Genomic DNA, 16781 nt, shown 5'->3' on the forward strand with positions numbered 1-16781 from the left:
TGTCATCCTCGGGCAAGCCGAGGATACAAAATAAGGTCTATTATATTTTCAAGTTTCTGAACTCACAGCCATGGGGTGTTTAGCAAGGCGCCGCGAAAACGAAGCCACCGCAGTGTATACAACCATACATGAGGATGGCGGCGTTGAGCGGGAACGCCGCCAAACATTCCAGGGCGAAGAGTTCCTAAGAGGCTTTGACTTGAGCCATAACAGCTTCAGCAAAATCTTCTTTAGGCTTTTCTATGCCTTCACCTACGGCAAAACGAACAAAACCAACCACTTTGGCCTGTGATCGATCCAGCAATGTTTTCACATTCACCGTTTCATCTTTAATAAAGAGCTGCCCCAGCAACGTCACTTCATTAAGAAACTTGTCAATTCGACCAGCAATCATTTTATCAATAACCGCTTGTGGTTTACCGCTAGCCTGTGCTTGTGCTGTAAAAATTTCTCGTTCTTTTTCAATGACAGCACTAGAAACATCATCGGCCGAAACCACTAAAGGACTATTAGCAATAATATGCAAGGCTAAATCTTTTGCTAACTGCTCATTGCCACCTTGTAATTGCACAATAGTGCCCAGGCGTCCCGTATGAACATAGAAACCTATGACGCTACCTGCCTTTGCTTCAACAAACGCTAAACGTCTAATCTGAATATTTTCGCCTATCTTAGCAATCAAATCCTGGCGGGTTTTTTCTACTGTCTCGCCCGTTGTAGGTAAAGAAGCGGTTAAAAGTGCTTCCACAGAGCCTATATGCTTATCTAGCGCTAATTGGGTTACCGTCTCAGCAAACTGCTTAAAGTTTTCATCTCGGGCAACAAAATCCGTCTCACAATTAACTTCTAAAATAATAGAACGTTCTGCATTCGATTTAATAAGAATTAAACCTTCCGCTGCAATACGACCTGATTTTTTCTCAGCCTGAATTTGGCCTGATTTACGCATCGCTTCTGCCGCGGCATCTAAGTTACCCTCGGCAGCTGTTAATGCCTTTTTACAATCCATCATACCTGCCCCAGTCCGGGCACGTAATTCTTGCACGAGCGCAGCCGTTATTGGTGTTGCCATGTTCTTATTCTCCTTTCTTATCGGCCGCTGTCTCAGCAACCTTTTCTTCGCTATCCACTACTTCAGCTTTTGCAGCCTCTTTCGCAGGAATATCCGAGGCATTATCTGCTTTTGATCGTGCTTCTAAAATCGCATCGGCCACCATCTGAGTATAAAGCTCGATAGCACGTGCCGCATCGTCATTACCAGGAATAATGTAATCAATCCCTTCTGGTGAATGGTTAGTATCCACGACACTAATAACCGGTATCTTCAGCTTTTGCGCTTCAGCAATAGCAATATCTTCGTAACCTCTATCAATCACGAATAAGGCATCGGGCAAACCGCTCATATCCTTAATACCACCCAAACCTCGCTCTAATTTATCCATTTGGCGTTGTAAATTGAGGGCTTCTTTCTTGGTTAATTTAAGAAAGCTACCATCTAAGCTTTGTGCTTCTAACTCTTTCAGCCGTCTAACGGACTGACGAATCGTACGGTAGTTTGTTAAAAGCCCACCTAACCAACGATGGTTAACATAGGGCATACCACAGCGTTTCGCTTCAGCTTTCACTAAATCTTGCGCGGCCCGTTTTGTTCCTACAAATAAAATCTTACTACCCGGTCTTGCAGCGATTTTAGATACGTAATTGAGGGCTTCAGTAATATAATCACGAGTTTTTTCTAAATCGACGATACTGATTCCGTTTCTAACGCCATAGATATAAGGCGCCATTTTAGGCTCACGGAAACAGGTGCGGTGACCAAAATGCACACCGGCTTCAAATAATTGTCTTAATGTTGCTGTTGACACAGTTCTTACTCTCCAAAATCGCAAAGCTTACTTCTCGTCATGACGAGCGTTGAAAATGCTTTGCTGGGTTAAACCTCCACCTATCAATACCTGAAGACTATCCGTATGAATCAAAAGCCTAGGCTTTTGGCATAGCGGCTATAGCCACCCTCACGTATCTTAATAAATAGGTGTGTGAATTAGCACTTTTATACTCTTCGCATTAGAATTTTCGGCTGTGTTCCCGCTCAGTTCGCAATCCTCATGTATGCTGTATACACTGCGGTTGCTCTCCTTCGCGGCGCCTTGCCGAAAACCCCATTGCTGTGAGTACATCAAGCGCGATGTCTTATACCATAGAGCCCCCCCCAGAAACAACTCAAGCGCCCGTGGAAACACCCCATTCCCGCCATCAAATCATGATCGAACAAATTATAAAATGTAAGTATAATACTGACTAATCAACTAAAAAAGGGGGCTTAAGGTTCAATAAAGCTTATTCTTATAAGATAGTATTATCTTATGTCGACCATTCGTATTGATGCATAAAAATAATAACGACTCCATTTACATGAAAAATAATATAAAAAACCCATTGGATGTCCCTGTTAATTTAGACCAACTTGCTTGCTACTGTAGCCCGCTTCAATTATCAAATGCCTGCTATGAAAGCCTCGCTACAAAAAATACAGCGGCCATTCCTTATGCTCGTTATCAATCTAAGCTAAAAGAATTTGGTGTGCTGATTATTTCTCTGGCCTATGCTGATGAAGGCCAAACCTTGCAACGCATTGCTGAAAATATCGGTATACCGCACAAACACAATGACAGTGAGTCGTTTGTTTGGGATATTAAAGTAGCCGCAGAAAGCCCTACTAGCGATTATCTGGCTCGTTCCCATCAGAGCCATGAGTTTTATTTACATACCGATTGCTCATATGAGGAAAAAGTACCTGATTATTTTGGCTTATATGTCTTAAACCCAGATCAATTTAACGGTGGTAAAAATCTAATCGTAGACCAGCAGGATTTAATACCCTGTTTATCTAAAGAAAATTTATCACTATTACAAAACCACCCCGTGACCATTAGAGTGCCCCAAGAATTTTATAAAGGTATCTCATCTATAACAGCGCCGATTATTGACAAGGATTTAAATCTGCGTTACCGGCGTGAAATCATCGATCTAGAAAAATTAACCCCCGCACAAAAAATAGCAATCCATGAATTTGAAAGTTTGGCCTATTCAGTGCAACATGCGCGTCATTTATCATTAGCAAAAAATCAAATCCTTCTATTGCATAATAAAAGGTATCTGCATGGAAGAACGCTGATAAAAAATAAAAAAAGACATTTAAAACGTATTCGCTTTTTTGAAAAATCCTGATAACAAAGAAAATTAATGCAAAAAAACGTTATATACCCCTTCAAACAACTTTTTCCCTACGCTTTACCCCATTATTTGCAATTTGCAAAAGATAAAAATAATTTGATTCAGCGATTAAATAAAAAGGTATTCCCACACATCGATTTTAAACAATACGACTTTAACCCTTACCCCTTGCTGCTCAGTCACTCATTAATTGCTCAGATAGAAGAGGCACATTCCTTATTAACAAAAGCCGTTACTCAAATCGTCACGCATTATTTTAAAGATCCCAAACTACAAAGCATCCTATCACTGCCAGATAAAACACTTAATTTATTAGCTTCATGCCAACATAAACCTTATCAACTCGGCGCTATTCGCCCGGATTTCCTTTTCGATCACGATTATCATATAAAAATATGCGAAATAAACGCGAGATTTCCGAGTAATATGTTTATTTTTACCGAGCATTTATATGAAGAAATGTTCCAGCAATATAACCTTCCCTCTTTTAATCTGAGTAAGCCATCGATCAACAGCACTAGCACGATACAAAGCTTTTTTGATCCAAAAAAGTCCATTCATATTCTTATTGGTAAAGAAAAAAGCACTGAAATTTATTTATTAAAAAATAAATTATTATCTACTCTTTCACATCCCAAGCTTCTTGCGCTTTCTACGCAAGAAAACCAGCAATTTATACTGAATTTACAACAAGAAGAATTATTGGCGCTAGACCCGCAACAATTCACTCAAATAACCGCTAGCACTTATTTTAATGATATAAGAACCGTATTTATAGCGCACGATAAACGATTATTTGCCATATTATGCAATCAAGATATTATGTCAAAATATATGACGGCAGACGAATTTAAGCGCTTATCCCACTATATAATACCGACTTATTTAATCGAGGAAAAAATCAAGCGTGATCTTAGCGCTAATACAGACGCCTGGGTTTTAAAAAAATTTACCGGTGGTAAAGGCAAAGGCATGACGATTGGCAAAGCAACGCCGCCATCGCTATTTAAAAAAATACTGCAAACTGCCGCTTTAGACACGATTGCTCAACCTTTTATTGAACAACCGTTGTTTAATCTTATTAATTATCATACTGATACAAAAAATAGCCATGCTAGCCTCTATTTAGTGGGCTCAATACTCAGCTTTAATAATCAATTATTAGGTCCTGGATTATTTAGAGCATCCGTTAAAACCGTCATCAATGCGGCAAGCGGCGCTACGTTTTTTACCCCGCTTTATTAAAAAAACAAATAAAAACCCTCTGCTTTTTTAAAGCCTCTATAACGAATAAAAAATCAATTTTCTACTATTTTTCGCTCCTTACAGTGTTTTAAAGCAAATTTCAATGATACCGTTAATAATACATTAATGTTTTTAATGTAAGTTCCAATTATCAAAAAAAAAAATATACAGGTATTTTCATGGCTGTACTAACAAAAATAGGCTCAAAAAACACCAGAGAAGCAGTAAGATTGATTAACGCTAGCTGCCGTTTAATGGCTGGAGAAGAAGAACATGATCCCGTTACCGCAGTAATAAAACTCACACCGCAGGATCTAGAACAGCTCATTAATAAAATAATGCGCACACTTCCCGCTCGCCAGTTCGATAACGCCACGCCGTTGCTACGCCAGGATATCTTAAGCTTTATAGCGAAGAATTTCATATTTTTTGCAGCACAAGAAGATATCCATAGTGCTCATTCTCAATATCATTTAATTAACTTTATAGCCTGTTTATCCGATCAAATTGACACGCGCTATTACCCAAATTTATTTAAATCGGAATAATTATCATGTGGAATATCACTACATTATCCGAAAAAACACAAATCCCTACAGAAAAGCTTGAGATATTGAGAACATTAACCGAATGCCTATCGTACATTGAGTTGCAGTATAAGCACCTACCAATTTCAGATGCACAGTTAAAGGATATACAAACGCTATTAGCCGAGTGCTTAGGTGATATGGATATGAACACAAAAATAGACTCACTCACCAACCAATCTCCAAATGACACAGGTATTTCATCTAACACGATTGCATTTATTAAAACGTTTACTTATCGAACACGACACTTAAGTAAAATTGCCAACGATTTGGATACAATTTTTGAACGCTTTCAGCAAGCTAAATCAGGTAAGCTGTTAAAGGCACATGAAAAAATAACCTTAGAACAATACGGAATCCTTTATGACCTTGCTCATTTAAACCCATACGTAAAATTAATGGACGCGGTAAAATTAATTTTTGATAACGAAACATTAGAACAACTCCTTTGTATAACAAACAACGCTCAGACAATAATTGGGCATTTAGACGATACATTTGCTCAATCTTTTAAAATGCCTATAGGCTCAGTTGTATTTAACAACACCTCTGCTAGGGCTTTGATCCACCAAACCCATCTCAATTTTTTTGACAAACTTACTGCGTTTGTTACTAAATTTGACCATGTTTCCAAAGGCATTTTATCTTCTGAAGGAATCAACAAAATTTCGCACATAATTCCAACTTATAAGGAAGAAGAATTAACTTTGCATGAGTATCTATACAGTGATATTTATAAAATTAAATTAGAAAAAATGATCGCTCCATCAAGCCAAAAAATTCTAAAAGAAAAACTAGGGGATAACTGGCTAAAACAGCTTGAAGATGCCTACTCAATCATTGAAGGAAAACTGCACGATAAGGCTAGCGCACAGTATCTACATTTTACAGCCAATATGAATAACCGCAAAGCGATTGAAATCGCTACGACATGGTTACAAGGAGGACATAAAAATTTATTTTTTCGCGACCATTCAAACGAGGATTTCCGTGATCATTTTTTCAATCACTTTTTCTCGGATAGCTCAAATAAACCAGAAACCCGGATTCTCTGTTCTCAATTTGTAGGAATAAGTCTGATAGCAGCAGTTCAAGAATTAAACCTACAAATCAACGAGGCATTAACAAAGAAAGGCGTTACAGAACTACCCAAAAATATTATTAAAAGCCCAATCAGTAAGCGAGAAAAATTATATCTGTTAACGCCCGAGCGTTTATTAGATGCAATGAAAAAAAGAGGTGTGCTAGAAAAAGTTCCGATGCCTGCTGAAGTATCTAAATTTATCGCTAAAAATGTGATATGATTCTGATAACAATGAGTATTATCCGGTCTAATAAACTTTTCTTTATAAAAGTCAATCAGTTGTTCTATTGCTCAATCCATTTTTTATTTTGGAAATCATATTTAAAAATCGCCTGTCCATCACTGGGACAACAATTAGGATCATGAGGTCTATAACGCGGGAATGAAAGATAGAGAGAACCATCTGTCACGGTATAGCGATCGTGACCTTGATAACCTTTTACCGTTGGTGAAAGCGGTGTAATTTTTGTACGAACATAAAGGTCTGCATGCTTAATACTGGGAACATATACATTTAATTTTCCGTAACTTCCACTTCCTACATTTTGTAGCCAGAGAACAACAGAAGGCTGTTGGCTTTTATTGAGCGGCTCAAACCACATTTGCCGTAACCAACCCTCCCGCTGCACCGTAAAGTAAGATACTTTTCTTCCAGGTGTTTTGATTATCAAATGGTAAGTTCCAATGCTACAATCTTCTGATTGATCGATAGTTGCACGTGCTTCGTAGTGATGCTTATGAATAGTTAAATCCAAACCACCACAACGGGCAAAAGCTACATTAGCTAAAAAAACGCTTATAAAGCTCACTAGCACAGATAAAAGTAGTAAGTAATATTTTTCGCAACTTTCCATGAGTAGGGCCTTATTTTTAAAAGCCTCAATGCGTTCTTCAAGCAAATACTGTGCTGGCTTCAGTTCTGTTTCATCTTGTGTCATTGATCATACCTAGTTTAGCATATCATTAAGATAGGAAATGTTAAGTTCGCATCCTGTGAACAAATTTGAGAAAATGAATGGGGTTAATCTATCAGCGTGTGAGGAGTTAAATTGATGCCTTATGTACTCATTCTTTACTATAGCCGTTATGGTGCTGTTGCCAAAATGGCGCAACAGATTGCACGCGGTATCGGAGAAGTCACCGGTATAGAAGCACGGATTCGTACGGTTCCTGAAGTGTCTACGGTTTGCGAGACCACCTCCCCTGACATTCCTAGCGAAGGACCGCCTTATGCCAGCGTTGAAGATGTAAGCGACTGTAGTGGATTAATCTTAGGCAGTCCGACGCGTTTCGGAAATATGGCTGCTCCCTTAAAACATTTTGTTGATCATCTGAGTAGGCTATGGTTTTCAGGTACGCTAGTTAACAAACCGGCTGGTTTTTTCTCTTCTACCTCTAGCTTGCACGGTGGACAAGAAACAACCTTGATCAGCATGATGTTGCCACTGCTGCATTTAGGCATGCTCGTGGTTGGCGTACCTTATACAGAAGCTGATTTATCCACCACGCAAACCGGCGGAACGCCGTACGGCCCTACACACATGGCCGGAAAAGATAGCAAAAATCCCCTTAGTGATGAGGAAAAACGGCTTTGCAAAGCGCTGGGAAAAAGAGTTGCTACCATTGCTAAATGCATGAATGGATTGCCGCGCACGTAGCCGTCATTGCGAGCGGAGCGTGGCAATCGCAATGACGATGATAATAAACTAAAGCGCTAAAATCGTTTTGACTAAAGGAATCGTTAATTTCTGTTTATAGAAAATTAGGCTTTCTCAGACTCGGTTAAATCTAAATGAGGCAGTTTAGTTAATTTTCTTACCTGCTCTATAGGCATACCCGCTGCTAAAAGATCCTTAGCCACTTCATAACGACCCTCTTTGCGACCCTGACGTAACCCTTGTTGTAACCCTTGCTGTTTTAGTTGTTGTGCTGCATTCATAACATCCTCTCGGTAGTCTTCAATAGTTAACAGGACTGCAATAACCTTTTGGACACTGGAAGTCTCTCCCTGTGAAAGCATATAATACACCAAGGCGTTAAACAATTCATGGGCAAGCTGAATCTGGCTAGCCTGCATTAATCTGACTAGGGCGCTAGCAATACCCTCTAAGTCTCTAGTAAAAATATGCTTTTGTACAAGCTCTAAGGATCCTAATACCTTGTGCTCAGTCAATTTCTCATCCGAAACTTGGCTAATATCTACCAATAGCGGTGAATTGAAAAAATAGTTTTTAGCAAATTCCACATCTTCAAAGCAATCGATGAGTGCTAAACTAAAAGGATAAGGTTGCTTTTTCCCATGATAAAAAAGCATTGGAATCACAGCCGGTAACTTTTTATGTCCTTGATCGAGATGCTGCTTCATAATCGCTAACTTATAACGTAGCATACGGAAAGGCATCAGTTCATCTGGCGTGCTTTGGTGTTCGACATTAATGTAAACATAACCTGTGATCCCGTCTATTTTAAGGGAATATAAAATATCAGAATGGTGTTGACGAAGATCTTCCTCAACAAAAGAACCCAACTCAATTTTTAACGTCGAAAAATCACATTTTTTCTGCAGCGCTTTAGGAAAGTAGGCATTTATAAATTCCTTAACAACCTCAATATCAGTAAAAAATTTTTTAAAGATGCGGTCATGCGGATTATAAATTTTAATCGTCACTTCTTATCCTTTTTTCAGCAAACGGGTATATATAGCTTATAACATATAGGTTTAGATAACTGTTTGATCGCTTTACACTCAGAGCTGTCGTCCTGCGGCCGCTGTCATCTAGCCATCGTCCTTTGGCTTGACCAAAGAATTGACCGCTACTCAAGGACGTCGTCCCGCGGCTTGACCAAAGAATTGACCACTACTCAAGGACGTCGTCCCGCGGCTTGACCCCGGGATCCATAAAAACTAGCCTATGGACCCTGGCTTTCGCCAGGGCGACGACCCTGTGTCGTTAGCTTTATAGTAAAAGCTATACAATAGCTTTTCCATGTTAAAATAATGGTAAAAGAAAAATTCCTTACACTAAAGCGCTAAAATCGTTTTGACTAAAGGAATCGTTAATTTGCGCTTTAAACTTAAGGTTGCGCTATCTAATTGCTCCAGCGCTGCAAAAAGTTTATTGGATTGACGAGGAAGTCGTAACAATAAAAATTGACCGACTTCGTCAGAAAACTCTAAACCTCTTAACCGTGCACGCTGTTGCAAGGCTAATAATCTTTCACTGTCATTTAATTCGCGTACTTGTAACAAAACACCACTCGCTAAACGAGAGACTAAATCTTGTAATGAAAAACCTAAACCTTTAGGAATACTTTTTGCGGCCACTAACAAATAGTGCATGTGTTCCTGTAAACGATTATAAAAATGGAATAGTGCTTCTTGCCAAAGCCTATCGTCAACAATACTCTCCAGTTCATCCACACAAACCATATCAACCATTTCTAAACCATGAAAAATTTCTGGGCTACACTTTTTTTTCAGCGCCCCCAATGGCAAATAAGCCACCGAAAAACCCTGTTTTTGTGCCGCATGACAACACGCATGCAGTAAATGTGTACTACCCGCCCCCGGATTTCCCCATATATAAATATAAGGCTCTCCCATTTTTAAAGAAAAGTTATGCAAACACTGCAATAAAACGGAATTATTGGCACTGGTATAAAAATTTTCAAAGGTGTTCGCATCGGGAGGCTGAATAGGCAGAATGAGTTGTGTTGTCATATCTTATGATAACTCTCGCTTTGGATTTTTTGCACCCACTTTCAAATAAAAAACCGCATGTCGGGCCCAAACCCACGTATATTGTACAAAGCTCAGTAATGTCGTGACAAATACCGCCGCAACCAAATGCTGAATAATGCGATCAGAGAAAGCAAAAAAAGCTAACCTAATAATTAATAAGGTGACTAATACCAACTGCAAAAAAGTATTTAACTTACTAATCCAAACCGGTTTATAGTCTAAAGGGCCTACCCAATAGCGATAAATAAGCGCACCACCCATAATCCAAATATCACGCCCTATGACTAGCGCCGTTAACCAGAGTGGAATTTGATTGAGATAAGCCAGAACAATAAAACTCCCCATGAGTAATAATTTATCGGCCAATGGATCCAATAAAGCACCTAAGTGGGTTGTCCAACCAAAGAAACGCGCCAGTAACCCATCTAAGCCATCACTTAGACCCGCGATTAAAAATAAATAGAACGCAAAAGGATAACTCTTCTTAAGTAAAGCCCATAAAATAGGCGCTATCAGTATAAAACGAATACAGGTAATTAAATTTGGTAAATAACGTAGTTGTATTCGGATCATTTTTTTGGCTTAATCAGACTTATCATAGGATCAATTATAGCCATGCTTAAACCAGAACTCATTAACCAACTCATAAAAAAATTCCCTCAGCTATCGACTTCAGTCGTCAAACGAAGTGTTAAACAATTAGTCAAAACGCTAGAAAAAGCGTTGCAACAAAGTCGTCGCATAGAAATCCGTGGTTTTGGAAGCTTTTCTTCCCATTATAATGCAGCCCGCTCTGCCTTTAATCCTAAAACAGGCCAACATTTCTTAGCGCCTGAAAAATATCGATTTCATTTTAAAATGGGAAAAAATCTAAAGCAGCGTATTAATCAACCTACACCTATTGACCAATAAATAGCCAACAATGACATTATACCGCTGAATCAGCTTGTTCCAAAAAGTCCATCAGAGCATAACATAATGCCTTAGTCCCTACACGTTGCAAGGCTGAAATTTCAAACAGCGGCCTATCCGAAGCAAGTTTATTCTTTAAGCGTTGATACGCTTCTTCTAATTCAGGTGTAGCGAGTAAATCGATTTTATTCAACACAAACCATCGCGGCTTAGCAGCTAACTCAGGACTATATTTTTCAAGCTCTTCTTCAATCGTGGCAATATTAATCAGCGGATCACTGCCATCCGCCGGACAAACGTCAACCACATGCAGAAGTAAGCGCGTACGTTCCAAATGTTTAAGAAAACGAATCCCTAGACCAGCACCCTCTGCAGCACCGGTAATGAGACCCGGGATATCCGCGATAACAAAGCTGCGTGCATATTCTAAGCGCACCACACCTAAATGCGGCTGCAGCGTCGTAAAAGGATAATCGGCGACTTTGGGCGTAGCGGCAGATACGCCGCGAATTAAGCTCGATTTTCCGGCGTTGGGCAAGCCAACCAGGCCTACATCTGCCAATAACTTAAGCGAAAGCTTTAAACGGCGGGTTTCTCCGACTTGGCCGGGTGTAAATTGGCGGGGACTACGGTTGGTGCTACTCTTAAAACGTGCATTACCTAAGCCGTGCCAGCCTCCCTGAGCGACCCGCTGTTCCTGATCTGGCATCGTCAAATCACCAATAAACTCTTCCGTATCTGCATCAAATATCTGCGTTCCTACCGGCACCTCAAGGATCAAATCTTCGCCTTTTTTCCCGGCACAATCACTCCCTTTGCCATTTTCACCCCGCTTTGCCTTATAAAGACGGTTATAATGGAAATCAATCAAGGTGTTCAGATTAGCACTGGCCTTCAAATAGACACTGCCACCGTCACCGCCATCGCCGCCATTAGGCCCGCCTAGAGGAATAAATTTTTCCCGACGAAAGCTGACGCAACCCGCGCCACCTTTCCCTGCTTCTACCAGGATTTCTACTTCATCAAGAAATTTCATAAAAAAACCCCGTCAAGCGGGGTCATTAAGTGAGTCTAAGGTTTAGCTTGCTTGCGCTTGCTCTTGAGCGCCGGTCGCCATTGGCATAACCGAGACATACTGTCTTAGCTTAGGTCCTTTGCGTACAAACTTAACCGCACCTTCGATTAAAGCGAATATCGTGTGATCTTTACCGATTCCGACGTTAATACCCGCATGATAATGTGTGCCGCGCTGACGGATAATGATATTACCTGCCTTCACAAACTCACCACCAAAATGCTTGACGCCTAGACGTTTAGAGTGGGAATCGCGACCATTTCGGGTACTACCCCCTGCTTTTTTGTGTGCCATTAGGACAAACCCCTATAAAATTTCTGTAATTTTAACTGCAGTATAATGCTGCCTATGCCCCATCTGCTTGCGATGATGCTTACGGCGGCGAAACTTAATAATTTTAATCTTATCATGGCGGCCATGTTCAACCACGGATGCCTTAACAGTTGTATCAGCCAAGTAGGGTGTGCCCACCTTTAAATCAGCCGCTTCACCCGCTAATAATAAGACAGGAAACTCAACGGTTTCACCTACCTCAGCGGACAATTTCTCAAGCTTTATCAGCTCGCCTGGTGCTACTTTATATTGCTTTCCACCTGTGGAAATAACTGCGTACATATCTTAGAATCTCCAAAAACACGCGAAGACTTCTTTCCAAACGGGGCCAAACCCAGTTTTGAAAGAAGTCTACTAACAAATGGTCTAAAACCGTCGGCATTCTAAGCGATTCTGAGCTCTGTAGCAAGAACCTAAGGACACCTTTATAATAGTATCTATCACCAGCCAATTCACTACCTGTTTTTCTGATAGGGACTTGACCGCTCGCATGGCATCCGATTACTATAAGCGACCTTTTATTGGTAATTAATTATTCCCCGATAGCTCAGTCGGTAGAGCAAATGACTGTTAATCATTGGGTCGCTGGTTCGAGTCCAGCTCGGGGAGCCAGAAAAAGAAGCTAAAATCAAAGACTTACACCAATTTCCAGCACTACCCCTACCTACCTCTAAAATTGCCGTGCGGGACTTTTGCGGGAGCTACCACTTTATCTTTATCAAAGATAAAAGATGCTTTGTAAGCATTTTACCTAACCAATTTCGCGTATATCTTCTTAAATTTTTTTTCGCTAAGATCGTTTTTTATTTAAGCCATAACAAGGAAAAGAAGAAGTGACGATTACCATCCACCACCCTCACGACAAATTTTTCAAGCGAAATCTAAAGGAAAAAAAGATAGCAATAGACTTCTTAAAAGCCTATCTACCGCAAACTATTTATAAATCTATAGACATTCATACGCTTCAGCTCACTGAAAAAAGCTTTATTGTCCCAGAGCTTAAAGAGATCCACAGCGACATCATTTATAAATGTGAAATTAATCAAACATCAGGCTACCTATTTTTCCTAGTAGAACATGAGTCAACGGCTAAAGATGAATTAATGGCCTTTCGTTTATTACACTATATTGTCTCTCTCAGCTATGAACATCTTCAACAAGGAAACAAAAAACTACCTATTATTTTACCGTTATGCATTTACCATGGTGAAGTGTCACCCTATCCACATTCGACCGACCTTTACGATAACTTTGCAGACCCAGAATTTGCCAGAAAAGTAGCTTTTAAGCCTTTTAAGCTCATAGACCTCACTGTCCTATCAGATGATGAAATTAGCCAGCATGGACTTGCTGCCCTTATGGAAATGCTATTTAAGCACCAACGAGATAAAAACTTCTTGTCTATTATGAGAAAAATGCTACAAAGCCATCTTGTACAAAATGTAATCAAACAGCTGAACATTTCCTATCTTAATGATATGTTAAACTACGTATTATCAACGACCCAGGACGAAACAGAGCCAAAGGCAGCTAAGCGTTTAATTGAAGAACTCATTAAGGCTTTTCCTGAAGAATCAGCGAGGCACACTATTATGACTTTTGCAGAACAATTAAAAGAAGATTACAAACAAGAATTTATGAGCACTCTAGCTCAACAACTAAAACAACAGGGTGAATACAATAGGGCTCTAGATATTGCTAAAAGCCTTTTAGCTGAAGGCATGCCTATAGCGTTAGTAAAAAAAGTAACTAAGCTATCTGACTTAGATTTTATTGAGCTAGAAAAAGCGTAACCTGCTAAATCTAAAAAAATAACAAGGAAGTTATGCATTTTTCAATAATTCCAAAAACACCGAAGAGTGCAAAATAAAAAATTTGATCAATTCCAATCAAAAACAATGGATAAAACAAAATTAATAGCCGCTTTGGAAAGCAACTCATTAGATAAGCTTACTTCCTTGCTTTTCTGCATCTCAAGCAGCAAAAAATTTGATTTAATACAACCATGAAATTCTTAGTCACTATCCGTCGAAAGCCCTAGTAGCTCCCTGTATTTTTTTTCTATTTTCCTAAAATATGACCTATCTGATATTCTTTCCTAGCAATTCGCCTGATATAGATAAAACCCTGTTTTTAGATAATTTATGGAGCGGCTTTTATCACCATACGATGGAATTTGAATTTTGGAATAAATATCGGGATCACAATTTAGAACCTATACAGATTCTAGACTACTAGAATGCTAAATTAAGCTGCTCTAACATCATCGTGATTCATCAGATTTTTTCTTTTATAGAATTTTCCACGGTCATCACACCCATATATTTTATAATTTGACCTCTTTCCCCGCGATCAAATCATCTGCAATTTGATTTAGCTCTTCATAAAATTTTTTCAGCATATAGGGTCGATAGATAGTAGGGTCTATAAGAGGATTATACACAAGCATCGAAAAGGGAAATCCTGGTATTTTTGCTTGGTTGGTAGGCGGATCACTAAGATTAACTAATGTTTTGAGAGGTTCTGTTGCCCAAACACTGTTTATAAAATCTTCCTCCCCTTTAAAATAAAGGATCACTGGAATTTTTTTACACCACAAGAAGGTCCCAACTCTATTAATTCATTAAATTTACTTAAACTTTCTAAACAATATTTTTGTAACTTCGGTTTAGAATCGTCAGGCGTATACCAGGTTGCCACCGCCGCATCCGAATTTGTTTCCAGTGGTTCATCTTTAGTAAACACGGTAACTGAGAAGCCTTCCTGCAAAAGACGAACTGCATTGGTTATTCCAATGATGCCAGCACCCACCACTGCAATTTTATTTTTCAAAAAAACTCCTTGTTATATTTTATCCTTCATATTTTCAATGCGTCAGCACACCTTAGAAAAGGTTGCCAAATTTCACCCTGATCTTCAAATGACCACCATGCCGCTAACACTGCTTTGCAAAAAGCCCAACCCCATACACGCGTTCTATCAAACCCAGATATCTCTATGAATTGGTCTAATCGGCGCTTAATAACGCTTTCATTAATTTCACCTTTCAGGCGAGGAAAAGGAATTTCATACTCACGCTCACCTATGACCCCTTTAGGATCAATCGCTACCCACCCATACTCATCTGATAATAAAATATTAGCGTAATGCAAATCACCATGTAGCAGTACGGTAGACCCCATCGACATCAATAACTCTTGGCTAATTGCACTCGCACGTTCGATCAATAATTTAGGAAAAGGCCCTGTTCCACCTTGAAAATATTGATAGAGACGTTGAAAACCTTGAAACCAATTGGCTAAGCTAGGAAATTGAGTAGTCTCTTGGCAGGGTCTATGTAATTTCTGTATAAGCTCTACACTGGCTATTACACGTTGTGTTTCATCAGGAATCTCTTCTAACAAAGTACCAGGCACCAGCCTTTCCAATAACATAATACCGGCACCCGCTTCTGCATCCAGTAACTTTACAGACCCTATGCCATTAAAATGCTGAAGTGCGGCTACTTCATTCATAAACTCTTTGCTAGGAACACCACATTTTAAGATAGCATAATGTCCATTATCCAAAATCACTTCAGCTACAACATTAAAGCTCGCGTTATTGAAACAATCTTTAACGGTCAACTGCCATTTTTTGGCATAGTGAGACAATAAGTAGGGTAAATTATTTAACCACTCTCTACCTATTGGTCCATAGATACTCAGAATATTTTTGACTAATTCTTTGGGAAGCTGCATTGCATTATTATAATGGTTTTCTTATTAACCTTTTATTAATTCGTACGAGTTAAATTTTTAATACCATTAACCGTATAACCTATTAAATGCTTCGGATAATGAGTACTCACAACAGCAGCCGTATAAGATTTACCAACATCCACAGGAAATAGCTTCCAGGGCAAATTCTCTTTCTTGTTCAGTGTCAACGTTTCTAACCAATCATCCGTAGGTAACTCGTTCATATCAACGGATATCTTGGTAAGGAAATCTGTTAACCCATCTCCTTTCGCTTTTAAATAAGCTTCCTTCCTAGTCAAACAACGAAAAAAAGCCTCTTTTTTTTCCTGTTGGCTTACTAATTTTGAAAAATAAGACCTTTCTAAAGGCGAAAAAATAAATTCTCTTAAATTCTCTATGCAGATATTATCTGTATGGTACTCTACATCAATACCAATAGGATCTTCTACGGTTACTCCTAATAAAATAATCTGATTTGAGTGTGAAATATTAAATTGTAAATTAGGCCAATTTTTCTGAGACGAAATCGCTGGTTTTCCATACTTTCCTAGCGTAAATATCAACTTTTCTGGGTGTTCCTTTAAATAACTGGCAAGAACCCAACGTTTCAGGAAATGTGTTACTCCATAGCGGAAACGATCTTTTGCAAACTTAAATGAACTTAAACGTTTTTGTTCATCTTCTGAAAGAATGTCTAGCTGGAATTTTTCTTTATTAACAGCCCTTAAGTCAATTTTCCAAACATGACATTCTTCACGAGAAATACGTAATGGGATTGGCGGCTTCTTCCATAAAAATTTATTCAATTTAACGCCCCTTTTAT

20 protein-coding genes and 1 tRNA gene are annotated in these 16781 nt (G+C 39.1%); 8 read left to right on the forward strand and 13 right to left on the reverse strand.

Going from position 1 to position 16781, the window contains the following annotated elements; all coding sequences use genetic code 11:
- Window positions 1-184: 184 nt before the first annotated feature.
- Complete coding sequence (gene tsf, locus DMP02_RS04170; RefSeq protein ID WP_126322812.1) at window positions 185-1072, reverse strand: translation elongation factor Ts; 888 nt, start codon at window positions 1070-1072, stop codon at window positions 185-187.
- A 4-nt stretch (window positions 1073-1076) separates the two neighbouring features.
- The gene (gene rpsB, locus DMP02_RS04175) at window positions 1077-1865 is read right to left on the reverse strand and encodes a 30S ribosomal protein S2 (protein ID WP_126322813.1); all 789 of its coding nucleotides are present in this window, start codon (window positions 1863-1865) and stop codon (window positions 1077-1079) included.
- Between the two features lie 550 nt (window positions 1866-2415).
- Between rpsB and DMP02_RS04180 the strand changes: the two genes are divergently transcribed.
- The 4 genes from DMP02_RS04180 (at window position 2416) to DMP02_RS04195 (ending at window position 6376) form a co-directional block, all read left to right on the forward strand.
- Window positions 2416-3231 (forward strand): TauD/TfdA family dioxygenase, encoded by an 816-nt coding sequence (locus DMP02_RS04180; RefSeq protein WP_172593976.1) that lies wholly within the window; start codon window positions 2416-2418, stop codon window positions 3229-3231.
- A gap of 15 nt (window positions 3232-3246) precedes the next feature.
- Entirely contained in the window at window positions 3247-4482 is a 1236-nt protein-coding gene (locus DMP02_RS04185) for a hypothetical protein (RefSeq protein ID WP_126322815.1), read from the forward strand.
- Between the two features lie 179 nt (window positions 4483-4661).
- Window positions 4662-5030: a hypothetical protein gene (locus DMP02_RS04190; protein WP_126322816.1), complete on the forward strand. Its 369-nt coding sequence runs from the start codon at window positions 4662-4664 to the stop codon at window positions 5028-5030.
- Window positions 5031-5035: 5 nt separating this feature from the next.
- Window positions 5036-6376 (forward strand): hypothetical protein, encoded by a 1341-nt coding sequence (locus DMP02_RS04195; protein ID WP_126322817.1) that lies wholly within the window; start codon window positions 5036-5038, stop codon window positions 6374-6376.
- Window positions 6377-6440: 64 nt separating this feature from the next.
- Here the strand turns inward: DMP02_RS04195 and DMP02_RS04200 are convergent, their stop codons facing one another.
- Window positions 6441-7094, reverse strand: a complete 654-nt coding sequence (locus DMP02_RS04200; RefSeq protein ID WP_126322818.1) for a hypothetical protein — start codon at window positions 7092-7094, stop codon at window positions 6441-6443.
- A gap of 114 nt (window positions 7095-7208) precedes the next feature.
- Between DMP02_RS04200 and wrbA the strand changes: the two genes are divergently transcribed.
- On the forward strand, window positions 7209-7814 hold the full coding sequence (gene wrbA, locus DMP02_RS04205; RefSeq protein ID WP_126322819.1) for an NAD(P)H:quinone oxidoreductase: 606 nt from the start codon (window positions 7209-7211) through the stop codon (window positions 7812-7814).
- Window positions 7815-7918: 104 nt separating this feature from the next.
- Here wrbA and DMP02_RS04210 read toward each other — a convergent pair whose 3' ends face one another.
- From DMP02_RS04210 to DMP02_RS04220, 3 genes are all read right to left on the reverse strand, one after another.
- On the reverse strand, window positions 7919-8824 hold the full coding sequence (locus DMP02_RS04210) for an Rpn family recombination-promoting nuclease/putative transposase (protein ID WP_126322820.1): 906 nt from the start codon (window positions 8822-8824) through the stop codon (window positions 7919-7921).
- Window positions 8825-9178: 354 nt separating this feature from the next.
- A complete protein-coding gene (gene hda, locus DMP02_RS04215) occupies window positions 9179-9877 on the reverse strand; it encodes a DnaA regulatory inactivator Hda (RefSeq protein WP_126322821.1) in 699 nt (232 codons plus the stop codon).
- Between the two features lie 3 nt (window positions 9878-9880).
- On the reverse strand, window positions 9881-10471 hold the full coding sequence (locus DMP02_RS04220; protein WP_126322822.1) for a CDP-alcohol phosphatidyltransferase family protein: 591 nt from the start codon (window positions 10469-10471) through the stop codon (window positions 9881-9883).
- A gap of 42 nt (window positions 10472-10513) precedes the next feature.
- On the opposite strand from DMP02_RS04220, the gene DMP02_RS04225 reads away from it, so the two are divergent.
- A complete protein-coding gene (locus DMP02_RS04225) occupies window positions 10514-10810 on the forward strand; it encodes an HU family DNA-binding protein (protein WP_126322823.1) in 297 nt (98 codons plus the stop codon).
- A gap of 16 nt (window positions 10811-10826) precedes the next feature.
- Here the strand turns inward: DMP02_RS04225 and cgtA are convergent, their stop codons facing one another.
- From cgtA to rplU, 3 genes are read right to left on the reverse strand one after another with little or no spacing between them, the layout of a single operon-like run.
- Window positions 10827-11846: an Obg family GTPase CgtA gene (gene cgtA, locus DMP02_RS04230; RefSeq protein ID WP_126322824.1), complete on the reverse strand. Its 1020-nt coding sequence runs from the start codon at window positions 11844-11846 to the stop codon at window positions 10827-10829.
- A gap of 42 nt (window positions 11847-11888) precedes the next feature.
- Window positions 11889-12179 carry a 50S ribosomal protein L27 gene (gene rpmA / locus DMP02_RS04235; protein ID WP_126322825.1) on the reverse strand — a complete coding sequence of 97 codons (291 nt, stop codon included), beginning with the start codon at window positions 12177-12179 and terminating at the stop codon, window positions 11889-11891.
- Window positions 12180-12191: 12 nt separating this feature from the next.
- Entirely contained in the window at window positions 12192-12500 is a 309-nt protein-coding gene (gene rplU / locus DMP02_RS04240; protein WP_126322826.1) for a 50S ribosomal protein L21, read from the reverse strand.
- Between the two features lie 254 nt (window positions 12501-12754).
- Here rplU and DMP02_RS04245 point away from each other — a divergent pair.
- Together DMP02_RS04245 and DMP02_RS04250 are read left to right on the forward strand one after the other, a co-directional pair.
- Window positions 12755-12830: transfer RNA gene (locus tag DMP02_RS04245), tRNA-Asn, on the forward strand.
- 221 nt (window positions 12831-13051) lie between these two features.
- Window positions 13052-14011, forward strand: a complete 960-nt coding sequence (locus DMP02_RS04250; RefSeq protein WP_126322827.1) for an Rpn family recombination-promoting nuclease/putative transposase — start codon at window positions 13052-13054, stop codon at window positions 14009-14011.
- Between the two features lie 533 nt (window positions 14012-14544).
- On the opposite strand, the gene DMP02_RS07220 is transcribed toward DMP02_RS04250, so the two are convergent.
- Genes DMP02_RS07220 through DMP02_RS04270 form a run of 4 tightly spaced genes read right to left on the reverse strand, consistent with a single transcriptional unit; the run spans window position 14545 to window position 16764 of the window.
- On the reverse strand, window positions 14545-14817 hold the full coding sequence (locus DMP02_RS07220) for a hypothetical protein (protein ID WP_172593977.1): 273 nt from the start codon (window positions 14815-14817) through the stop codon (window positions 14545-14547).
- Window positions 14793-15050, reverse strand: coding sequence for an FAD-dependent oxidoreductase (locus tag DMP02_RS04260; protein WP_126322829.1), 258 nt, complete (start codon window positions 15048-15050; stop codon window positions 14793-14795). The genes DMP02_RS07220 and DMP02_RS04260 overlap by 25 nt, the downstream gene beginning before the upstream one ends.
- Window positions 15051-15076: 26 nt before the next feature.
- Entirely contained in the window at window positions 15077-15958 is an 882-nt protein-coding gene (locus tag DMP02_RS04265) for an aminoglycoside phosphotransferase family protein (RefSeq protein WP_126322830.1), read from the reverse strand.
- Between the two features lie 35 nt (window positions 15959-15993).
- Complete coding sequence (locus tag DMP02_RS04270) at window positions 15994-16764, reverse strand: 4'-phosphopantetheinyl transferase family protein (protein ID WP_126322831.1); 771 nt, start codon at window positions 16762-16764, stop codon at window positions 15994-15996.
- Between the last annotated feature and the right edge of the window lie 17 nt (window positions 16765-16781).

Source organism: Candidatus Rickettsiella viridis, from assembly GCF_003966755.1.
In the GTDB taxonomy this organism is placed as follows: Bacteria; Pseudomonadota; Gammaproteobacteria; order Diplorickettsiales; family Diplorickettsiaceae; genus Rickettsiella_B; species Rickettsiella_B viridis.

Bases quoted from the DNA above. Each gene is read 5' to 3' on its own strand.
- cgtA (WP_126322824.1), bottom strand. From the start codon at position 11,846: ATGAAATTTCTTGATGAAGTAGAAATCCTGGTAGAAGCAGGGAAAGGT.
- wrbA (WP_126322819.1), top strand. From the start codon at position 7,209: ATGCCTTATGTACTCATTCTTTACTATAGCCGTTATGGTGCTGTTGCC.
- hda (WP_126322821.1), bottom strand. From the start codon at position 9,877: ATGACAACACAACTCATTCTGCCTATTCAGCCTCCCGATGCGAACACC.
- DMP02_RS04220 (WP_126322822.1), bottom strand. From the start codon at position 10,471: ATGATCCGAATACAACTACGTTATTTACCAAATTTAATTACCTGTATT.
- DMP02_RS04185 (WP_126322815.1), top strand. From the start codon at position 3,247: ATGCAAAAAAACGTTATATACCCCTTCAAACAACTTTTTCCCTACGCT.
- DMP02_RS04265 (WP_126322830.1), bottom strand. From the start codon at position 15,958: ATGCAGCTTCCCAAAGAATTAGTCAAAAATATTCTGAGTATCTATGGA.
- rplU (WP_126322826.1), bottom strand. From the start codon at position 12,500: ATGTACGCAGTTATTTCCACAGGTGGAAAGCAATATAAAGTAGCACCA.
- rpmA (WP_126322825.1), bottom strand. From the start codon at position 12,179: ATGGCACACAAAAAAGCAGGGGGTAGTACCCGAAATGGTCGCGATTCC.
- DMP02_RS04195 (WP_126322817.1), top strand. From the start codon at position 5,036: ATGTGGAATATCACTACATTATCCGAAAAAACACAAATCCCTACAGAA.
- tsf (WP_126322812.1), bottom strand. From the start codon at position 1,072: ATGGCAACACCAATAACGGCTGCGCTCGTGCAAGAATTACGTGCCCGG.
- DMP02_RS04200 (WP_126322818.1), bottom strand. From the start codon at position 7,094: ATGACACAAGATGAAACAGAACTGAAGCCAGCACAGTATTTGCTTGAA.
- DMP02_RS04190 (WP_126322816.1), top strand. From the start codon at position 4,662: ATGGCTGTACTAACAAAAATAGGCTCAAAAAACACCAGAGAAGCAGTA.
- DMP02_RS04180 (WP_172593976.1), top strand. From the start codon at position 2,416: ATGAAAAATAATATAAAAAACCCATTGGATGTCCCTGTTAATTTAGAC.
- DMP02_RS04225 (WP_126322823.1), top strand. From the start codon at position 10,514: ATGCTTAAACCAGAACTCATTAACCAACTCATAAAAAAATTCCCTCAG.